The 18416-nt window shown below is 65.2% G+C and carries 11 protein-coding genes; 4 read left to right on the top strand and 7 right to left on the bottom strand.

The features are described from left to right. Both M1B34_RS09870 and M1B34_RS09865 read right to left on the bottom strand, forming a co-directional pair. On the bottom strand, positions 1–2120 hold a 2120-nt coding region (locus M1B34_RS09870; RefSeq protein ID WP_268264979.1), incomplete at its 3' end, for a condensation domain-containing protein. A 279-nt stretch (positions 2121–2399) separates the two neighbouring features. After that, positions 2400–8828 carry a non-ribosomal peptide synthetase gene (locus tag M1B34_RS09865; protein ID WP_268264978.1) on the bottom strand — a complete coding sequence of 2143 codons (6429 nt, stop codon included), beginning with the start codon at positions 8826–8828 and terminating at the stop codon, positions 2400–2402. Between the two features lie 552 nt (positions 8829–9380). On the opposite strand from M1B34_RS09865, the gene M1B34_RS09860 reads away from it, so the two are divergent. Then, positions 9381–10187, top strand: coding sequence for a helix-turn-helix transcriptional regulator (locus M1B34_RS09860; protein WP_268264977.1), 807 nt, complete (start codon positions 9381–9383; stop codon positions 10185–10187). 56 nt (positions 10188–10243) lie between these two features. Then, positions 10244–11686, top strand: coding sequence for an efflux transporter outer membrane subunit (locus M1B34_RS09855; protein WP_268264981.1), 1443 nt, complete (start codon positions 10244–10246; stop codon positions 11684–11686). Positions 11687–11692: 6 nt separating this feature from the next. Here the strand turns inward: M1B34_RS09855 and M1B34_RS09850 are convergent, their stop codons facing one another. From M1B34_RS09850 to M1B34_RS09840, 3 genes are all read right to left on the bottom strand, one after another. After that, positions 11693–12976 carry an arsenic transporter gene (locus M1B34_RS09850; RefSeq protein ID WP_268264976.1) on the bottom strand — a complete coding sequence of 428 codons (1284 nt, stop codon included), beginning with the start codon at positions 12974–12976 and terminating at the stop codon, positions 11693–11695. Positions 12977–13014: 38 nt separating this feature from the next. Further along, entirely contained in the window at positions 13015–13362 is a 348-nt protein-coding gene (locus M1B34_RS09845; RefSeq protein ID WP_268264975.1) for a metalloregulator ArsR/SmtB family transcription factor, read from the bottom strand. Between the two features lie 123 nt (positions 13363–13485). Then, on the bottom strand, positions 13486–14037 hold the full coding sequence (locus M1B34_RS09840; protein ID WP_123332405.1) for an NADPH-dependent FMN reductase: 552 nt from the start codon (positions 14035–14037) through the stop codon (positions 13486–13488). A gap of 206 nt (positions 14038–14243) precedes the next feature. Between M1B34_RS09840 and M1B34_RS09835 the strand changes: the two genes are divergently transcribed. Both M1B34_RS09835 and M1B34_RS09830 read left to right on the top strand, forming a co-directional pair. After that, complete coding sequence (locus M1B34_RS09835; protein WP_123332403.1) at positions 14244–14480, top strand: hypothetical protein; 237 nt, start codon at positions 14244–14246, stop codon at positions 14478–14480. An 88-nt stretch (positions 14481–14568) separates the two neighbouring features. Further along, positions 14569–15462 carry a LysR family transcriptional regulator gene (locus M1B34_RS09830; RefSeq protein WP_268264974.1) on the top strand — a complete coding sequence of 298 codons (894 nt, stop codon included), beginning with the start codon at positions 14569–14571 and terminating at the stop codon, positions 15460–15462. On the opposite strand, the gene M1B34_RS09825 is transcribed toward M1B34_RS09830, so the two are convergent. Both M1B34_RS09825 and M1B34_RS09820 read right to left on the bottom strand, forming a co-directional pair. Then, positions 15459–16049: a GNAT family N-acetyltransferase gene (locus tag M1B34_RS09825; protein WP_123332399.1), complete on the bottom strand. Its 591-nt coding sequence runs from the start codon at positions 16047–16049 to the stop codon at positions 15459–15461. The two genes, M1B34_RS09830 and M1B34_RS09825, sit on opposite strands and share 4 nt — an antisense overlap. Positions 16050–16078: 29 nt before the next feature. Then, a complete protein-coding gene (locus M1B34_RS09820; protein WP_268264973.1) occupies positions 16079–18334 on the bottom strand; it encodes an arginine/lysine/ornithine decarboxylase in 2256 nt (751 codons plus the stop codon). Positions 18335–18416 lie beyond the last annotated feature (82 nt).

Genomic DNA, 18416 nt, shown 5'->3' with positions numbered 1-18416 from the left:
CCCTTGGGCTGGCCGGTGGAACCCGAGGTGTAGATCACATAGGCCAGGTGCGCCGAGGTCAGGTTGGGCAGCGCCAGGTCAGTGGCCGGGTGCTCACGCCAGTGCGGCTGGTCGAGGTCGATGACCGGCACCGACAGCGCCGGCAATTGCCCCAGCAGCGCGGCCTGGGTCAGCAACGCCCGGGGCGTACTGTCTTCCAGCAGGTAGGCCCGACGTTCGGCCGGCAGCGCCGGGTCCACCGGCACATAGCCGGCACCGGCCTTGAGAATCCCCAGCAGGCCCACCAGCATCGCCGGCCCGCGTTGTACGCAGATCGCCACCCGATCATCCGGCTGCACCCCCAACTCCAGCAGGTGCTGCGCCAGTTGATTGGCCTGGGCATTGAGTTCGCCATAGCTCAGCGCCAACTCGCCCTGACGCAGCGCCACGGCCGCAGGCCGCTGCGCCACCTGTGCTTCGAACAGCCGGTGCACGGCCTGGCCCCGGGGGAATTCAACCTGGTGGGCATTGAAACCCTGCAACAGGGTTTGCCGCTCGGCCGCCGGCAAAATCGACAGCTCGCGCAAGGCCATGGTGGGGCTCTGCTCCAGGGCATCCACCAGGCTGTACAGGGCGCATTGCAGGTAGTCGGCAATGCGTTGCACGCCAATCGAGCGGTCGATCATCAGGGTCAGGGTAAAACCCTCGCCCAGGTCGTCGACGTTGAAGGTGAAGGGGTAGTTGGTGCGCTCATCGGCGCCCAGCACCTGCACGCCTTCGGCCAACTCGATGATTTCGGCCAGGTCGGCGGCGGCACTGTGGCGGTAGTTGAGGATCGCACTGAACAGCGGCGTCGAGGCGTTGACCCCGCTGCACCGCTGGGCCAGTGCCAGGGATGCATGTTCATGGCCGAGCAAGGCGCTCAGGCGTGTGTGGGTGGCGCGCACCCCGCTGCGCACGTCCAGCGAACCCAGGTCGACCCGCAACGGCAGGGTATTGATAAACATGCCCAGGGCCCGGTCGGCGCCCTCGCCGGCCTGCATGCGGCCGAGCAGCACGGTGCCGAAAACCACGGCGTCACGCCCGCAGACCTGGCCCAGCACCATGGCCCAGGCCAGGTGCATCAGGCTCGCCGCGCTGACCCCGAGCTGCCGCGCCTGATTGCGCAGGCGCAGGCTCAGGGCGCTGTCCAGGGGCGCCCGCAATTGCTCGATGACCAGGCTGTCGCCCTGCACGTCCTGCACGCCGAAGGGCAAGGTCGGCGCGTCGATATCGCCAAGCATGTCGCGGAAGAACGTCTCGTGCACCTGGTCGCTCTGGCCCATGCGCGCCTTGGCCAGGTAGTTGCGGAAAGGAATCGCGGCCGGCACTTGCCCGGCCAGGCCTTGCATGTGGGCGAGGATCTCTTCGCGCACCACGTCCAGGGCGCTGTGGTCGAGGATGGTGTGGTGCGACAGCAGCAGCGCTACCACCCGCTGTTGAGCTTCATCGACGGCAAACACCAGGCGCAGCAGAGGCGCCTGTTGCAGGTCGAGGCGGTAATGCCGGGTGTCATAGCGCGCCTGCAGTTGGCTCAGTACATCACCGTTGCGAGGGTCGCAAGGCACCTCTTCGCAAACCAGCGGCGCCTGGCGCCAGACCACCTGCAGCGGCGTGTCCAGGCTTTGCCAGACCAGGGAGGTGCGCAGGATGTCGTGGCGGTCGATGGTCCATTGCAGGGCCTGGGCAAAGGCCTCGAAGCGCGCTCGGCTATCAAAGGCGAAGCGGGTCTGCAGCACGTAGGGGTCGCCCTGCTGTGCCGACAGGTGGTGGTAGAGCATGCCTTCTTGCAGGGGCGCCAACGGGTAGATGTCCTGCACGTTGGCCGCGCCGCCCGGAATGCCGGCGACAATGCGATCGATGCCGGCCTGGTCCAGGCTGACCAGGGGCAGCATGTCGGGGGTGATGCGCAAGGCCGGGCTCGACCAGTCGCCGTCATGGCCCGCCACCAGTTCGAGCAGTTGTGCCTTGTGCTGGATCAGGTTGTCCCACAGCTCATCGTCCAGGGCCTGGTCATCGCCGAGGATGACCAGGTCGCCCTCCTCCATTTGAAGACGGATCGCCAGGGTGGAAAGAACTGCCATCAATTCGCTGAAGTGCATTGGGTAACCTGCTTGTGAATTCGAAAATCGGTTGTCGAGAAAATCCATGTTCAGCTGCAACCTTGTGCCCCAACGGCATTCACCGTGCCGGGGCACCCAGCGCTCAATGCTGGTGTGCGGACCGTCCGCGCCGTGGCCTGTAAAAGTGACAGGGACATAGGGCCCGACGGGGTTCCCCGCAGGCTGGAAAAACTAAACCATCGACGCCCGTGGGCATGACATGGGAAGCCGGGACAAGGCCCGGGCCGGCCAGGACGGCCGGGCCCGGGTACACACCGCTCAGAGCCGGCGCTTGCGGGTGAGTTGCGGAATGGTGGTCTGCGGCACGTCGATCTGCTGCACCGGGGCCAGGGCCTTGGCAGCGAGCGCGGCCAGAGTCGGCTGGCTGAACAGCAGTCGCGCATCGGCGTTGAGCCCCGCCTGGCGCATGCGCGCCACCAGGCTCACGGCCAGCAGCGAGTGGCCGCCCAGTTCGAAGAAGTGGTCATGGCGCCCCACCCGCTCGATCTTCAGCACCTCGGCCCAGATCTGCGCCAGGGCGATTTCCACCTCGCCCTGGGGCGCCTCGTAACCCCGACTGAGCACCGCGTCCTGGCCCGGCGCCGGCAGCGCCTGGCGATCCAGCTTGCCATTGGGGCTCAGGGGCCAGACCGGCAACTGAACGAACGCCGAGGGCACCATGTACTCCGGCAATTGCGCCAGCACATGGTCACGCAACGCCTCAATGGCCGGGACCGGCTCCCCCTGGCGCACGGTGAAGTAACTCACCAGGCGCCCGTCGCGCATCAGCACCACCACTTCCCGCAGCGCCGGGTGGCTGGCCAGCCGCGCCTCGATTTCCCCCAGCTCGACCCGCAGCCCGTGGAGCTTGACCTGGAAGTCGTTGCGCCCGAGGAACTCCAGGTTACCGTCAGCGCGGTAACGCACCAGGTCACCGGTGCGGTACAGGCGATCGCCCGCCACGAACGGGCTGTCGATAAAGCGCTCGGCCATCAGCCCGGGCAGCCCCAGGTAACCCCGGGCCACGCCGACCCCGCCAATGTGCAATTGGCCGCTGACGCCCATGGGCACCGGCGCGTCATGGGCATCCAGCACATACAGGCGGGTGTTGCTGATGGGCCTACCGATGGGCAACTGGATCGACGGCACCTCGGCCCCCGGTTCCAGGGTCCAGGCGCTGCTGTCCACCGTGGTTTCAGTGGGGCCATAGACGTTGTGCAAGCGGGCCTGGGGCAACTGCTGCTGGAAGCGCCGGGCCATGGCCTCGGTCAGCTCGCCGCCGCCGGCAAACACGTCGGTCAGGCTGTGGCACTGGCGGACCTCTTCCAGCTCCAGGAACTGCTGGAGCATGGCCGGCACAAACTTGACCACGGTGATCTGCTGCTCGCGGATCAACTGCGCCAGGTAGGCCGGTTCGCGGTGGCCGTCGGGGCGTGCCAGGACCATGCGCATACCGATGCTCAACGGCCAGAACAGCTCCCACACCGAGCCGTCGAAACTGAACGGGGCCTTCTGCAACAGGCTGCCGCTGGCGGCCGCCGGGCACAGCCCCGAACTCCAGTGCATCAGGTTGCCCAGGCCACGGTGCTCCACCATCACCCCCTTGGGCGTGCCGGTGGAGCCCGAGGTGTAGATCACATAGGCCAGGTTCGACACCCCGAGGCCCGGCACCTGGGGATCGCTCAGGGGCTGGTGCTGCCAGGTGCAGGCATCGAAGTCGATCAGCGGCACTGCCGCCTGCTGCATCAGCTCGCGGGTCGGGCCGTGCACCAGCACCGCCACCGGCGCGCTGTCCTGCACCATGTAGGCGAGGCGCTCCGGCGGGTAACTCGGGTCCAGGGGCACATAGGCACCGCCGGCCTTGAGGATGCCCAGCAGGCCGACCAGCAACTCCAGGCCGCGCTCGACGCAGATCGCCACCCGGGAATCGGGTTGCACACCCTGTTCGCGAAGGTGATGGGCCAGTTGGTTGGCCCGCGCATTGAGTTCGCCGTAGCTCAGTTGCTGCTCACCGGCCACCAGGGCCACGGCGTCCGGGGTGCGCCGCACCTGAGCCTCGATCAGGGCGTGCAGGGTCTGGTCATGGGCGTAGGTTTCAGCCGTGGCGTTGAGGTCGATCAGCAGGTGCTGACGCTCGGCCGGCGGCAGGATCGACAGCTGTGCCAGGGGCCTGTGCGGTGCCTGCTCCAAGGCCTGGACCAGGGCGCCCAGGGCCGTTTGCAGGTAATCCAGCAGCCGCTGCGCGCCGACCTTGCCCGGCGCCCGGGCCGACAGGCGGAACCCGGATTGCAGGTCATCCACGGCAATGCTCAGCGGGTAGCTGACGATCTCTTCGCTGCTCACCAGCTCGATGCCCGGCAGTTGCACCTGGTCCTCGGGCGGCGCCGCGTGCCGGTAGTTGAGCAAGGTATTGAACAGCGGCGTCGGTGCAGCCACCGCGCTGCAACGTTGGGCCAGGGCCAGCGCGGCATGCTCGTGGGCCAGCAAATCGCTCAAACCGGCATGGGTATCGCGAATCGCCTGGGCGACACTGCAACCGGCCAGGCGCACCCGTAACGGCAAGGTATTGATAAACATGCCCAGGGCTCGATCGGCCCCCTCGCCGGCTTGCAGACGCCCCAGCAACACGGTGCCGAACACCACATCGTCGCGCCCAGCCAGGCTGCCCAACACCTGGGCCCAGGCCAGGTGATAAAGGCTGGCGGCACTCACCCCCAGCTGCCGTGCCTGCGCCCGCAGGCGCTGACCGAGCCCGGCGTCGAGCAGACCATGGGCCTGCTGCTGGTCGTCACGATCGACCTGGTACGCCTGCAAACCGAAGGCCAGGGTCGGCTCATCGACGTCACCGAGCATCTGCCTGAAAAACCCTTGGTGCTCGGCCTGCCGATGGGCCTGGCGGGCTTGCGCCACCACGTTGCGGTAGGCGACGGCCGGCGGCAACTGGGCTTGCTGGCCATTCAGGTGGGCCTGGATTTCGCCGATCAGCACCGCCGTGGACGTGGCGTCGTTGACCAGGTGATGGAAGCGCAACATACCGACCCAGCGCTGCTGCAACGGGTCTTCGGCCCAGGCCAGGGCCATCATCGGCGCCTGGCGGATATCCAGCGGGCGCAGGCCGGGGTCGAAGCGCGCGGCCAACTGGCCGAGGATGTCCCCTGACTGCGGTTCCAGTTGCACTTGCTCAAGCCCCAGTTGCGCCTGGCGCCAGACCACTTGCATGGGTTGCTCCAACCCGTCCCAGGCCAGGCTGGTGCGCAGGATGTCATGGCGCTCGATCACCTGTTGCAAGGCCTGGGCAAAGGCGTCCAGGCGTTCGCGACTGCTGAAGGCAAACATCGCGTGTTGCTGGTAGGGGTCGCCGCGTTCGGCACTGATGTGGTGATACAGCAGGCCCTCCTGCAAGGGCGCCAGGGGGTAGATGTCCTGGACATTGGCCGCGCCGCCGGGGATGCCGGCGACGATGCGGTCGATGGTCGGCTGGTCCAGGCTGGCCAGGGGCAGCAGTTGCGGGGTGATGTGGGTGCAGCCCGGGGCAATGCGGTTGGCCGGCACCTGGACTTCCTGGCTGTTGCCCACCGCCGCGGCCAGCGCCGCCAGGGTCGGCTGGCTGAACAGCACCCGCACATCGGCGCCGAACCCGAGCTGGCGCATGCGCTCGATCAAGCCCACCGCCAGCAGCGAATGGCCGCCCAGCTCGAAGAAGTGATCCTGGCGCCCGACCTGCTCGACCTGCAGCAGCTCGGCCCAGATCTGCGCCAGGGCCACTTCGACCTCGCCCCGGGGCGCTTCATAGTCACGACGCAGCAGCGCCGAAGCGTTCGGCGCCGGCAGGGCCTTGCGGTCGAGCTTGCCATTGGCGGTCAGCGGCAACGCCGGCAACTGCACATAAGCGGCCGGCAGCATGTAGTCCGGCAACTGGCCTTGCAGGGCCTCGTGCAAGTGCTTGATGTCGATATGCGCAGCCGCGTCCAGGGGCGTGAAGTAGGCCACCAGGCGCTTGTCCCCCGGGCTGTCTTCACGCAGCAGCAGCGCGCTGTCCTTGACCCCGGCGCAGTGGGCCAGGCGGGTTTCGATTTCCCCCAGCTCGATGCGAAACCCCCGCAGCTTGACTTGCTGATCGTTGCGTCCCTGGTACAGCAGCACGCCATCTTCGCGCCAGCAGGCCAGGTCGCCGGTGCGATACATCAGGCCGGGCGACGGTTCGCCCGGCAGGCTGCCCATAAACGGATCGGCGATAAACTTTTCCGCGGTCAGTTGCGGCTGGTTGAGGTAACCCAGGGCCACCCCGGCGCCGCCGATGTACAACTCGCCGACCACCCCCACCGCGACCTGGCGCTGCCGGGCATCCAGCACGTAGGCGCGGCTGTTGCCGATGGGGCGGCCGATGGGAATGCTCCCCGGGCTGACAGAGTGGATTTCAAAGGTGGTGGAAAAGGTCGTGGCCTCGGTCGGGCCGTAGCCATTGAGCAAGTGCTGCGGTGCGCCCTGCTCCAGCACCCGGGCGATCACCGCCGGGTCCAGCACATCACCGCCCACGATCAGGTAACGCAAGCTCCTGAACGCCGCCAGCAGGCCATCGGCGTGCTGGTGGAACAGCCCGGCGGTCATCCACAACACGCTGACCCGCTGCTCCAGCAGCAGAGCGCCCAGGGCGGTACTGGACAGCACAACGTCCTGATCGACCAGCACCACGCAGCCGCCATTGAGCAGCGGCGCCCAGACTTCCAGGGTGCTGGCGTCGAACGCCGGGTTGGAGGCGAAGGCCACCCGGTCATGGCGATTGAACTCGGCATAGCCGTTGTTCAACACCAGGCGGCTCACAGCCCGGTGAGGCACCAGCACGCCTTTCGGGCTGCCGGTGGAACCGGAGGTGTACATGATGTAGGCCACGCTTTCGGACGACTGCGCCAAGTCGGGGTTGTGCGCGGGCTGGTGGTCCAGCGCCAGGCGGTCCAGCTCGATGCGCTGCGCCGGGCACGCCAGGGTTTCGCGGCTAAGGGTCAGCAGCACCCGGGCCTGGCTGTCGCTGACCATAAACAGCTGACGCTCGGCCGGAGCATTGATGTCCAGGGGCACATAGACCGCGGCACATTTGCTGATGGCCAGTTGGCTGACCAGCAGGGCCTCGGAGCGCGGCAGCAGGATCGCCACGTTGTCGCCCGGCTTGACCCCGAGTTGCATCAGGTGCCGGGCCAGTTGGTTGGCCCGGCGGTTGAGTGCGCCGTAGCTCAGGGACTGCGCGCCATGCACCGCCGCGGGTGCCTCCGGGGCCAGCAGCACCTGTTGCTCGAACAGGCCGTGCAGGGTCTGGGCCTGCGGATAGCGGCGCGTCGTGGCGTTCCACTCGTGTATCCGCGCCGCTTCGCGGGCGGTCATCAGGGAGAAATCGCCGATCGTCCGTTCGCCTTGCGCCAGCCCTTGCTCAAGCACATGGGTCAAGCGCTCGGCCAGGGCCTCGACCTCGTCCGGCTGGAAATAGGCCTGGTTGTAGACGTAGTGAATCCAGGCCTGATCGTTGTGACAGTTGCTGCGCAGGTGGATCACCAGCGGCATCGGCTCGTGGTTGTTCGGCACCTTGATGGTCTGGGCCTGCGCCTCGCCGTAACAGTAGTCGTGGTCGTCCTGCTCGTAGGACAGCGACAGGTCGAACAGCTGGCCACGGCCTTCGCGCCACAAGCCAAGCTCGCGATTCATCTCGCTCAGGGGAAACCGCTGATGACGGAAATCCTGCCGCACCGCGTCGCGTATCGCCGCCACCAGTTCGGCAAAACTCAGCTCGCGGGCAAACCCCAGGCGCACCGCACTGACTTGGGTGAACAGGCCCAGGGTCGATCTGAAGCGGGCGTTGGAGCGGTTGAGAATTGGCAAGCCGACTACCCACTCGTCGCGCTCGCTGGTGCGGGTGAAATACACGTACAGCGCCGCCAGCCACACATGGAACGCCGACGCCCCCCAGGTTTTGCCGCACGCTTTCATCCGCTCGTGCAGCGCGGCGGGAAACGGCCGCACCAGGTTCGCACCCGGCGCGGCCTGGTTCGGGTAGTGATCGCGATGACGGGGCACCAGCAGCGGCTCGGGCAGGCTGCGGAATTTGTCCAGCCAGTAGGCGCGGTCGCGGGCGTAGCGCGGCGAACCGTGATAGCGGGCATCGTCGTGAATAAAGTCGATGTAGGACGCGGCCTCAAGCTCCGGCGACTGGCCCTGCGCCAGGGCGCTGTAGATGCCGCCCAGGGAGTGCAGCATCTGGCCGAAGCCCCAGCCGTCGAGAATCAGGTGGTGGGCCTGGGTGCCCAGCCAGTAGTGCTCAGGCCCGAGCTTGACCAGGAAAAAGCGGAACAGGGGCTCGCCGTACAGGGCATAGACCCGGGCCATGTGCTGCTGCATCAGGCTCTGGGCCCGGACCGTCGGCTCGGCCTCCTGGGACAGGTCATACAGCGGCATCGGCACCGGCATTTCGCGGGCAAAGCGCTGCAACGGCAGGCCGTCGGGGCCGGCGTCGGCCAGCAACTCGGTGCGCAGGGCATCGTGCTTGTGCACCAGGGCTTCAATGGCCCGCTGCATCAACTCAGCGTCCACGGGGCCTTGCAGCTCGACGTAGCCACCAATGTTGTAGCGCGGCGAGTCGGCCCGGCTCAGTTGGTCGAGCCAGATATCGCTCTGGGCAGCGGTCAGGGGGAACACCTGTGCAGTCCTGGGATGGGGATTCATACACAGACGTCCGGGGCGGCGGCAGAAAAAAGCGTCATAAGATCCTTCTCATGTAATGCGCCTGCTAAGGGCGGTATCGCGGAATTTAAGCACCGGCCCCGGTGCCAGCATGACACCCGAAACCCGGACAACCCGCCGCGCCATCACGCCCCCGACTTGACAAGCCCGGGCCTGGAGCCGGGGTTTCAGCCCTGACGACTAAAACGGGATCTATCTGAAAGTTCCTGAAGGAAGACTTATAAGCCTGTAGGAAATCCACCATAGAACAGGCAGGCCGCTCGCCCAATCGGCACCAAGAGATAAAAATAAATCATTAATAATCAGTTAGTTAGAGGGTGTTTTTAGGCGCCAGCCAAGGGCGTCGGGGATAAGCGTCAAAATAATCCCGCTATTTTCATGGCAGTTTTGTCCCGGTGTTCCACGGCATACACCCGGTAAGTCCATGGGATTTAATGATATTTCCGACGATGGATCAGATTCATGGAGAACTGATCAACACCGGATCGCCTCTGCCCCCTGTTCGACGATCTGTCTACATCAAGGATGATGAATATGAGTTTGGCCTGCAGCATCAGCACCCTGGAAACCCCACATTTCTACTCTGAACTCGGCGAATTGATCGCCAGCACCGGCAACCAAGGTTTTGCCGCCAACATGCTGCACCTGGTGGGCAAACGCGTCCCCGTGAACCGGGTCGAACTCGGCGAGTGGACCCTCGATGAACACCAGGCCTGCCTGCTGGACATCACGCCCCTGGGCAGCGCCGCCCTGCAGGATGTCGCCCCCTGCAGCGCGCTCTGGCACCGCGAGGAACAGCCGCTGCTGAAGAAAATGATCGAGATGGACGACTCGCTGTTGATCCAGATGAACGCGCGCACCGCCGACCCAGCCAGCCAACCGGCCCGGGAGCCGTCCCACCAGTGCAGCCTGGTGTCGCGCAAATCCAATCGGCGCTGTGTCATCTCCTTTTACCGCCCTCACCATCAGCGGGTGTTTTCCCTGTTTGAACTGTCGTTTCTCAAGAGCCTTTCGCAAACCCTGTTGCCGCTGATCGAGCGGCATGCTCAGGCCAGCCGTCAATACACCACGAACAAACCCTGGGCCCCCAGTGTGCCGAGCGTGCCCGAGCAGGCCTTGTTGCATCGCGAGTTCGACGAGCGCCTGGCGCGCAGCGCGACGCTCCTTTCGGCGCGGGAAAAAGAAGTCTGCCTGGGGCTGCTGACCGGCGGCACCGTGCCGCAGATGGCGCAGCGGCTCAACGTCAAGGCCAGTTCCGTGGAAACCTACCTCAAGCGCGCCGCGACCAAACTGGGAGTGAGTGGCCGCCATGGGCTGGCCAAGTGGATGGTCGGGGCATGACCGTGTTTTTTTCCAGTTCGCGTCAGGCTTCGCAGCGCCTGCGGCCAAGGCCCCTCATCAACAAATCGGCGCTGTGCCTGGCGATCCTGGCGTGGACCCTGGGCGGCTGCACGCTGATCCCGGACTACCAGCAGCCCGAATCGCCAGCCCCGGCCGACTACCCCCAGGGGCCGGGTTACCAGGAGGCAACCCAGGCCACACCCGTGGCCACCACGGACTGGCAGCAACTGTTCCGCGACCCGACCTTGCAGCAGCTGATTCACAACGCCCTGGCCAACAACCGCGACCTGCGGGTGGCGGCCTTGAACGTCGAGGCGTTCCAGGCCCAGTACCGAATCCAGCGCGCCGACCTGTTCCCGGCGGTCAGCGCCAACGCTAGCGGCTCGCGCCAGCGCATGCCGCCCAGTGTCACCGGCACCGGCGAACGAGTCATCCAGTCGACCTATTCGGCGACCCTGGGCATCAGCGCCTATGAGCTGGACTTTTTCGGCCGTGTGCGCAGCCTTGGTGAACAGGCGAAGTTCTCCTACCTGGCCACCGAGGAAGCCCGGCGCAGTGCCCAGCTGAGCCTGGTGGCGAACGTGGCGAACGCCTACCTGACCTGGCGCGCCGATCAGGAGTTGCTGGTGCTGAGCCGCAAGACCCTGGACGCCAACCTGGAAAGCCTGCGCCTGACCACCCGTGGCAGCGGCGCCGGCAAACTGTCCAACCTGGATGTGCTGCAAGCCCGCACCAGTGTCGAAAGCGCCCGCGCCAGCCTGGCCCGTTATCAACGCCAGGTGGCCCAGGACCTCAACAGCCTGAGCCTGCTGGTGGGGGCCGACGTCTCGCCCACCCTGCCCGGCCAGCCCCTGGCCAGCGAGCTGATTGTCGCCCTGCCCGCCGGCCTGCCCTCCGACTTGTTGCAGCGGCGCCCGGACATTCAGCAAGCGGAATACAAACTGATGGCGGCCAACGCCAATATCGGCGCGGCCCGGGCAGCGTTCTTTCCCAGTGTCAGCCTGACGGCCAACGCCGGCTCTTCCAGCCTGGAACTGTCAGGGTTGTTCAGAGGGGGTTCCGGGGGCTGGACCTTCCAGCCGCAGATCAACCTGCCGATTTTCAACGCCGGCAGCCTGCGGGCCAGCCTGGATTACTCCCGGCTGCAAAAAGACATTCTGGTGGCCCAGTATGAAAAGTCGATCCAGAGCGCCTTCCAGGAAGTGGCCAACGGCCTGGCCGCGCGCCAGACCTATCAGCAACAGCTCAGTGCCCAGCGCAGCCTGGTGGACGCCAGCCAGGACTACTACAACATGGCCGAGCACCGCTACCGCATGGGCCTGGACAGCAACCTGGTGTTCCTCGACGCCCAGCGTTCGCTGTTCAGCGCGCAGCAGGACTTGATCAACGACCGGCTGGCGCAACTGATTGCCGAGGTCAACCTGTACACCGCCCTGGGCGGCGGCTGGCAGGAAGAGCCGGGCCTGGCAACCTTGCGCCCGCCGGCCAGCGGTGGTTAGCGCCCGTTACAACGACAGGCGCAGCGCCAGCGCTGCCAGGGTCAGCAACAGCACGGGCAGCGTCAGCACGATGCCGACCTTGAAGTAATAACCCCAACCGATATGGATGCCCTTGCGGTCCAGCACGTGCAGCCAGAGCAAGGTGGCCAGGCTGCCGATCGGGGTGATTTTCGGCCCCAGGTCGCTGCCAATCACGTTGGCGTAGATCATCGCTTCCTTGATCACCCCCGTGGCCTGGCTGGCATCGATGGACAGCGCGCCAATCAATACGGTCGGCAGGTTGTTCATGATCGATGACAGCAGCGCCGTGAGCAGCCCGGTGCCCATGGCCGCGCCCCAGATGCCGTAGTGGGCGAACCCGTCCAGCCAACCGGCCAGGTGATCGGTGAGCCCGGCGTTGCGCAGGCCGTAGACCACCAGGTACATGCCCAGGGAGAAAATCACGATCTGCCAGGGCGCTTCCTTGAGCACCTTGCGCGTGGCGATATGCCGGCCACGGGCGGCAATCCCCCAGAGCAACGCAGCGCAAACCGCCGAAATGGCGCTGATGGGAATCCCCAGGGGCTCCAGGGCAAAGCAGCCCAGCAACAGGATACCGAGCACCCACCAACCGGCGATAAAGGTCGCCCGGTCGTGGATCGCGGTCTTCGGCTCGGCCAGTTGCGCCGGGTCGTAGGTCTCGGGAATGTCCCGGCGGAAAAACCACAGCAGCACGGCCAGGGTCGCCGCCACGCTCACCAGGTTGACCGGCACCATCACCGCGGCGTAGCGGTTGAAGCCGATCTTGAAGAAGTCGGCGGAGACGATGTTCACCAGGTTCGACACCACCAGCGGCAGGCTTGCGGTGTCGGCGATAAAGCCCGCGCCCATGACAAAGGCCAGGGTGGTGGCCTTGGAAAAGCGAAGGGCCAGCAACATCGAGATCACGATCGGGGTGAGAATCAGCGCCGCGCCATCGTTGGCGAACAGCGCCGACACCAGGGCGCCCAGCAACACCATGAAAGCGAACAGCTTGCGCCCCCGGCCATGCCCCCAACGCGCCACGTGCAAGGCTGCCCAGGCAAAGAAGCCGGCCTCGTCCAACAGCAGGCTGATGATGATCAGGGCGACGAAGGTGCCAGTGGCGTTCCAGATGATCTGCCAGACCACCGGAATATCACTGAAGTGCACGACCCCGAAGAGCAAGGCCAATACCGCGCCGAACACGGCGCTCCAGCCTACGCCTAGGCCCTTGGGCTGCCAGATCACCAGGGTGATGGTCAGCAGGAAAATCAACGCAGCAGTCAGCATTGGCAACAGCCTTCAACAAGGAACGAAAAGGTCGGGGATCAGCAGCAGCGCACCGGGCGGTCCGCCATGCCCTGCAAGCGTTGCAGGTCAGCGGCCAGCCACGGACGGTTGGCGTCTAGGGTGCCCTGCAACAGAGTGCCGACCCAGGGGGATAATTCCGGGTGCAGGCGATAATAAATCCACTGTCCCTGACGGCGATCGGCCAGCAACCCGCTGCTGCGCAGCAAGGCCAGGTGACGGGAGATTTTTGGCTGGCTCTGATTGAGGGCGGCGGTCAACTCGCAGACGCACAACTCGCCTTCACGGGCGATCAACAAGGCGATGCGACTGCGGGTCTCGTCGGCAAGGGCTTTGAACAGTTCGGCGGGGTTGAGCGAAGCGGACACGGGGACAGCCCTGGAGAAATGGAACGCCGAATATATGGAAAATCATATATCCAGTAAAGGGCTGTTTGATCGGCATCACCTCAAGCGCCGGCAGTCGGGCGCTCAAGGTGTGAGGCAAGGGCTCTAGACGTGACGCTCGACCCATTGCGCGTAGGCATTGATAAAGCTCTGCAGGAACGGCCGCGTGGCGTCGGACAAGGCGCCCGACTCGTCAAAGGCCGAGCCGGCGCCACCCAGGTAGGCCTCGGGCTGCTGCATGCACGGCACGTTGAGGAACACCAGGGACTGGCGCAGATGATGGTTGGCGCCAAAACCGCCGATGGCCCCCGGCGAAACGCTGATCACCGCCCCCGGCTTGCCGCTCCAGGCGCTCTGGCCATAAGGCCGCGAACCCACGTCGATGGCGTTCTTCAAAGGCGCAGGCACCGAGCGGTTGTATTCCGGGGTGACGAACAACACTGCGTCGGCTGCGCTCACTTGCTGGCGGAAAGTACTGTAGGCTGCCGGCGGTGTTACATCGATGTCTTCGTTGTAGAGCGGCAAGTCGCCAATCTCGACAATGCTCAACTTGAGGTTGGCCGGGGCCAGCTCGGCCAGGGCCAGCGCCACTTTGCGGTTGATCGAGGCTTTGCGCAGACTGCCCACCAGTACGGCGATCGTGTAGACCTTGCTCATGGTTGATTCCCGACTCTGTGCTTGAAGAAGTGACTAGTTATAGATGAGCCAGACCCGGTCTCGCCACCTCGCAGCGCTAAATAACCCAGGCAACACCCGCCTCCACCGGGGCGCAGACTATTTTTTTGAAGACGCAAAACTAACCCTGCCCCAGCAGGGTCTACAGCAGCGAAATTTGAGTGTTTATCTCCAGAGGTTCTAAGCAAATGGCAGCAGTACTCGTTGGACAATTCCATGCCCGGGACGCGGAAGGCCGTGTCTATTCCGTGCATGAGTTCCAGGAATCCACGCCTTCGCAAGACGGCCTGGCTGGCTCGGAGCCTGTCACCACCTATCGCCTGGCCATTGGCGACCGCGTCAAAAAACTCGATGACAACCAGTTTCTGCTGGTGCAATCGGACATCACCCTCACCCGTGAACCCGAGACCTTCATTGCCTCATAACCCGGCCTTATGAGCAGAAGTCATATGCACGGACTTGGGTTAGGATTCAGCTCTTGAATCCCTCCCCCGCTGGACATGGACTTCACGCATGCGTTTACGCCATATCGAAGTGATTCAGGCGCTCCTGCAAACCGGCCACCTGGGCACCGCAGCCGAGTTGCTGCAGTTGCCGGTGGCCGAGGTCGAAGGTTTGCTGCGTGACGCCGAAAGCCAACTGGGCTTCATGCTCTTCGCCAGCGTGCGGGGACGCTTGCAGGCGACCCGCGAAGCGCGGGAGCTGCAAGCCGGCATCACCCAGGTCTACGACGCGTTCGAACCCCTGCTGCGCCTGGCCAACAGCCTCAAGCAGTACCAGGCGCCGCCACTGCGGGTGGTCGGCACCCCGCCCGTGGCCCAGCAATTGCTGCCCCAGGGCCTGGCGGCCTTGCGCCGACGTTTCCCCGATACCCCCTGCAACCTGACCAGCCAAAGCACCCGGGAAATGGTCCGCAGCCTGCTGCTGCGCGAATGCGACCTGGGCCTCGGCCTGCACGACCCCGATCACCCTGACATTGAGTGCCAGCCCCTGGCCCAGGGCAAGCTGCAACTGCTGGCGCCCCATGGCTGGCTGCAGCCGAAACAGAAATACATTGCCCTGCAGGACCTCGCCGGCCAGGCCATGATCGGCCTGGAAGGCCAGGACCCGCTGAGCGTGACCCTGGACAGCAAGCTGCAGAATGTTCGCCCCGCACCGCTGATCCAGACCCGGGTGCAGACCCACCAGATGATGCGCAGCATGGTCGAGGCCGGTGAAGGCCTGGCCATCGTCGACCCGTTCACCGCCCTGGGCGCCCGGGCCGGCGGGCTGGACGTGTGCCCGCTGTCGCCGCCGATCCTCGTCACCCTGTATGCCTTGAGCCTGCGCCACAGCGAGCCGACGCCAGCCATTGGCGCCCTGCTGGAACTGCTCACGGAACGGGCCGAAGCCCTGCTCGCCGGCTAGGCGGGCAACGCCCCAAGGCCTTCGTCGGCAAACAGTCGATACCAGAAAATCGCCACTTCGGCGGTCTGCGGATCGATGCCGCGATAGCGCAACTCATCCACACCGCCCACCACATACCCGCAACGCTCGTACAGGCGACAGGCCCCCAGGTTATTGTTCTGGGTTTCCAGCATGATCCCCGGCAAGCGCTTTTTACGGCTCCAGAACTGCGCCACATCGAGCAACGCCTTGGCCACGCCATGGCGCCGGGCCGGGGCATGCACCGCCAGTTCGTCGATATGGGCGTAGCCGTTCCAATTGGTGCTGACCACGATGTGGCCCACCGGCTGGTCGTCGAGAAAGGCCATGAAGATCTCGCTGTCAGCGGCGCCGCGGTAGCTGCCGAACTCCTCGGGGTCGATGCCGTAGCACTTGCGATAAGGCTGGATCGGCCGCAGCGGCCACTGCGCCACGGCCATGCCGCGCTGGGCCTCGGCGTAGGCACTGACCTCGAAGCTGAAGTCGCTGCACCAGACGTACTCGGCAAAGCTCGCCTCAGCCACCCGCACCGACAGGCCGGGGTATTTCGGGTTAACAGCAGGCTGCATAGCAGGAAACGTCCTCAAACCTTGGGCACTCACAGGTTGATGCAATCGACGGTGTAAACCCGCCGATCGCCTTGTTCTTCATGTTGCAGCCCATGCACATCGGCCACAAAACCGGGAAAGCTACTGTCGAAGGCCCGGGCAAACGCCAGGTAATCGATGATCGAGCGGGTGGACTCGGTAAAGCGCTCGCCCGGCATGATCAGTGGGATGCCCGGCGGATAAGGCACCAGCATCACCGCGGCGATGCGCCCTTGCAGGGCATCAATGGACACCGCTTCGACTTCGCCACGCACCAGGTGGTCATAGGCGTCGGCGGGTTTCATCGCCACCTCAGGCAGCACCGTGTACATGCGTTTCAGGTGCTTGGCCGTGGCGTTGCTGCGGTAACAGGCGTGCAGTTGATCGCACAGGTCGCGCAAGCCCATGCCCTGGTAGCGCGCCGGGCTTTGCTGGGCGACGCTGGGCAAGCAGGCGCCGAGGCTGACGTTGGCGTCGTAGTTGCGCTTGAACTCCAGCAACTCGGTGAGCAAGGTGCTCCACTTGCCCTTGGTGATGCCCATGGAGAACAGCACCAGAAAGGAATACAGGCCGGTTTTTTCCACCACCAGCCCACGCTCCCACAGGAACTTGCTGACCACCGCCGCCGGAATCCCCCGCTCGCTCAAGGCGCCCCCCGCGGTCAGGCCGGGCATGACCAGGGTGACCTTGATCGGGTCCAGCAGCACATAGTCATCGGTGACCCCGGCAAAGCCGTGCCACTCCCCTTCCGGCTCCAACAACCAGTCGACGGTGTTGACCTGATCGATGCCGGCCACCTGCGGCGGCTGCCAGATGGAGAACCACCAGTCCTCGGCAGCAATGTGCTGGCGCAGATTGGCCAGGGCCCGGCGAAAACTCAGGGCTTCGTCGAACATCTCTTGCAGCAGCGAGCGCCCCGCCGGCCCTTCCATCATGGCCGAGGCCACGTCCAGGGAGGCGATGATGCTGTACTGCGGCGAAGTGGAGATGTGCATCATGAAGGCTTCGTTGAAGCGATCCCGGTCCAACTGCCGCGCGCCGCCGTCCTGCACATGGATCATCGACGCCTGGCTGAAGGCCGCCAGCAGTTTGTGGGTGGAGTGGGTAGTGAACACCAGGGGGCTCTCGGGCGAGCGCGAAGTGCCCATGCCGTAGCGCCCGGCGAAGAATTCGTGGAACGCCGCATAGGCGTACCAGGCTTCATCGAAATGCAGCACCTCGACGCTGTTACCCAGGCTCTGCTTGATCAGCTCGGCGTTGTAGCACAGGCCGTCGTACGTGGAGTTGGTGACCACCGCCAGCTTGACCTTGGGCGCCCGGCCCCGCGTCAGGGGGCTGGCGTCGATCTTGGCCTGGATCGATTCGCGGCTGAATTCGCTGAGCGGGATCGGGCCGATAATCCCCAGTTCGTTGCGCTCCGGGCACAGGTACAGGGGGATGGCGCCGGTCATGATGATCGAGTGCAGCACCGACTTGTGGCAGTTACGGTCCACCAGCACCAGGTCATCGCGGGCGACCATGGAGTGCCAGACGATCTTGTTGGCGGTGGAGGTGCCATTGATCACGAAGAAAGTGTGGTCGGCGCCGAAATTGCGCGCCGCGCGGGCCTCGGCTTCGGCCAGGGGGCCGGTGTGATCGAGCAGCGAACCCAGCTCCGGCACCGAGACCGACAAGTCCGAACGCAGGGTGTTTTCCCCGAAGAACTGATGGAACGCCTGCCCCACCGGGCTCTTGCGATAGGCCACGCCGCCGCCATGGCCGGGGGTGTGCCAGGAATAGTTGGAGTCGGCGGTGTGCTGCACCAGGGCCTTGAAGAAAGGCGGCAACAGGCCATCCAGGTAATTGCGTGCGGCGCGGGCCACTTGCCGGGCCAGAAAGGGCACGGTGTCTTCGAACAGGTAAAGAATGCCACGCAGCTGATTGAGCTCGCTCATGGCGTCGGCCGGGGCGTTTTCCAGGGTCACCTGCTCGCCCAGGGCAAAGATCGGCAGCGCCGGCGCACGCACCCGGGCCAGGCGGATCAGCCCCACCATGTTTTGCAGCAAATGGGTGTTTTCCCCGGCCCCTTCGGCGGCGATCAACATGCAGGCCAGGCCGTGATGGGTCGAGGCCACCAGCCGGCCTTCGGCGTAGTCCACGGCACAAAACACACTGAAGCTTTCCTGCTCCAGCTCGCGGGCGATACCACGAACCCGGTCGCCGGCCACGGTGTCGGCCTTGATGTCGCGGTGCACGATCAGGATCGGGAATTTCAGGTCTTTGTACATGGGGTCACGCATCCTGAGGCGGCAGGCCGCAGCCTGCCAATGAACTCAGGGTAGAAGCTCCCGGCGTGGTGTGTCACCCGCG

The organism is Pseudomonas morbosilactucae (assembly GCF_023241715.1).
Lineage (GTDB): Bacteria > Pseudomonadota > Gammaproteobacteria > Pseudomonadales > Pseudomonadaceae > Aquipseudomonas > Aquipseudomonas morbosilactucae.
This window is presented reverse-complemented; position numbering and strand designations above follow the sequence as displayed.

Excerpts from the sequence above, each read along its gene's own strand:
- M1B34_RS09850 (WP_268264976.1), bottom strand. The coding sequence starts at position 12,976 with ATGCTGACTGCTGCGTTGATTTTCCTGCTGACCATCACCCTGGTGATC.
- M1B34_RS09830 (WP_268264974.1), top strand. The coding sequence starts at position 14,569 with ATGCGTTTACGCCATATCGAAGTGATTCAGGCGCTCCTGCAAACCGGC.
- M1B34_RS09860 (WP_268264977.1), top strand. The coding sequence starts at position 9,381 with ATGAGTTTGGCCTGCAGCATCAGCACCCTGGAAACCCCACATTTCTAC.
- M1B34_RS09840 (WP_123332405.1), bottom strand. The coding sequence starts at position 14,037 with ATGAGCAAGGTCTACACGATCGCCGTACTGGTGGGCAGTCTGCGCAAA.
- M1B34_RS09820 (WP_268264973.1), bottom strand. The coding sequence starts at position 18,334 with ATGTACAAAGACCTGAAATTCCCGATCCTGATCGTGCACCGCGACATC.
- M1B34_RS09835 (WP_123332403.1), top strand. The coding sequence starts at position 14,244 with ATGGCAGCAGTACTCGTTGGACAATTCCATGCCCGGGACGCGGAAGGC.
- M1B34_RS09865 (WP_268264978.1), bottom strand. The coding sequence starts at position 8,828 with ATGAATCCCCATCCCAGGACTGCACAGGTGTTCCCCCTGACCGCTGCC.
- M1B34_RS09825 (WP_123332399.1), bottom strand. The coding sequence starts at position 16,049 with ATGCAGCCTGCTGTTAACCCGAAATACCCCGGCCTGTCGGTGCGGGTG.